The 2,049-nt window shown below is 69.7% G+C and carries 1 protein-coding gene; it reads left to right on the top strand.

Annotated features, from left to right (window positions below):
• A partial coding sequence (locus tag ACFYW5_RS37885; protein WP_389421683.1) for a condensation domain-containing protein occupies nucleotides 1-2,049 on the top strand: 2,049 nt, incomplete at both ends.

Below are 2,049 nucleotides of genomic sequence, written 5' to 3'. Positions count from 1 at the left end.
GAGCCGCGGGAGATCGAGGCGGTCCTGACGCGGCATGAGCGGATCGTGCAGTGCGCGGTGGTGGTGCGTGAGGACCGGCCGGGTGACAAACGCCTTGTCGCCTACGTCGTTCCCGCTGAGGGCAGCCGTCTCGACACGGAGGAAGTACGCCGGTTCGTGGGCGGGTCACTACCTGAGTACATGGTTCCGGCCTCCTGTGTCGTACTCGATGCGCTGCCGTTGACCACGAACGGCAAGCTCGACCGCAAGGCCCTGCCCGAGCCCCTGGTCGGTGGCGACGCCGAAGGCCGCGCACCCCGCACCCCGGAAGAAGAAGTCCTCTGCGGACTCTTCGCCGAGATACTCGGAGTCGATCACGTCACCATCGACGACAGCTTCTTCGGCCTGGGCGGGCACTCACTCCTCGTCACCCGGCTGATCAGCCGTATCCGCAGCACGCTCGGCGCGGAGGTCGGTGTCCGCACCCTCTTCGCCACCCCCACCCCTGCCGGCCTGGCCGCGGGACTGCGCACCGACGACGTGCGCACACGCCCCGCGCTGACGCCCGCCGAGCAACGCCCCGAACGTATTCCGCTGTCGTACGCTCAGCAGCGGCTGTGGTTCCTGCGGGAGTGGGACGAGAGCGGAGTCACCTACAACGTGCCGCTCGCCGTACGGCTGCGCGGCTCCCTGGATTACGACGCCCTGCGCGCGGCCCTCAACGACGTCACCGTACGCCACGAGGCCCTGCGCACGATCCTCCCCAACCCCGATGGCGAACCTCACCAGTTCATCGTCCCGAGCCCGGACGTCCCCTTCGACATCAAGCCCTGCGGTGCGGACGAGGTGACCGAAGCGGCACGGCAGGCGGGCGAGCACGTCTTCGACCTGGCCGTCGAACTGCCCATCCGCGCAACCCTGTTCCAGGTCGCTGAGCACGATCACGTGCTGGTGCTGGTACTGCACCACATCGCCGGTGACGGCTGGTCCATGGCCCCGCTCACCCGCGACCTCGGCCGCGCCTACGAGACACGCGTGGCCGGCCACGCCCCCAACTGGGCGCCGCTCCCGGTGCAGTACGCCGACTACGCCCTCTGGCAGCGGGACCTGCTCGGCGACGAGCGCGACGAGGACAGTCTCGCCCTGCACCAGCTGCGCTACTGGACCGACGCCCTGTCCGGCATGCCGGAGGAGCTGGAGTTGCCGGTGGACCGGGCGCGTCCGCCGGTGGCGTCGCATAGGGGTGCGATGGTGCGGGTGCGTTCGGGTGCGGAGCTGCATGCGGGTCTGGTGGGGTTGGCGCGGGAGAGCGGGACGACGCTGTTCATGGTGGTGCAGGCCGCGGTCGCGGCGCTGCTGAGCAGACTGGGCGCGGGCACCGATGTCCCGCTCGGCACGGCGGTCGCCGGACGCACCGACGACAGCCTTGACGACCTGGTGGGGTTCTTCGTCAATACGCTGGTGTTGCGGACGGATGTGTCGGGTGATCCGACCTTCCGGGAACTGCTGACCCGGGTGCGGGCCGCTGATCTGGAGGCGTATGCGCACCAGGATCTGCCGTTCGAGCGGGTCGTCGAGGCGGTCAACCCCGCCCGGTCCACCGCCCGTCACCCCCTCTTCCAGACCATGCTCGTCCTCCAGAACAACGCCGCCGTCACGCCGGCCCTCCCGGGGGTCCACAGTGAACGGCTGCCCCTGGAACACCGGGTGGCCAAGTTCGACCTGACGTTCTTCGTGGAGGAGGCCGCCGGGGACGACGGTCGCCCGGCCGGGCTGAGCTGGGACGTGGAGTACGCGACCGACCTCTACGACGAGACCACCGTCGACACCATGACCCGGCGGCTGCTCGACCTCCTGGAGGCCGCCGTCGCCGACCCCGATCTCCCCGTGGCCGCCATCGCGTTGCTGGATGAGGGCGAGGAGCGGCGAGTTCTGGAGCAGTGGAGTGGTGTCGGGTCAGGTGTGGTGGATGAGCGGTCGGTGCCTGGGGTGTTTGAGGCGCGGGTGCGGGATGTGCCGGATGTGGTGGCGTTGGTTCAGGGTGGGGTGGAGCTGACGTATGGGGAGGTG

The sequence above is a fragment of the Streptomyces sp. NPDC002779 genome (assembly GCF_042888685.1).
Classification (GTDB): domain Bacteria; phylum Actinomycetota; class Actinomycetes; order Streptomycetales; family Streptomycetaceae; genus Streptomyces.
The sequence above is the reverse complement of the archived record's forward strand: the minus strand, read 5'-3'. Positions and strand labels throughout refer to the sequence as shown.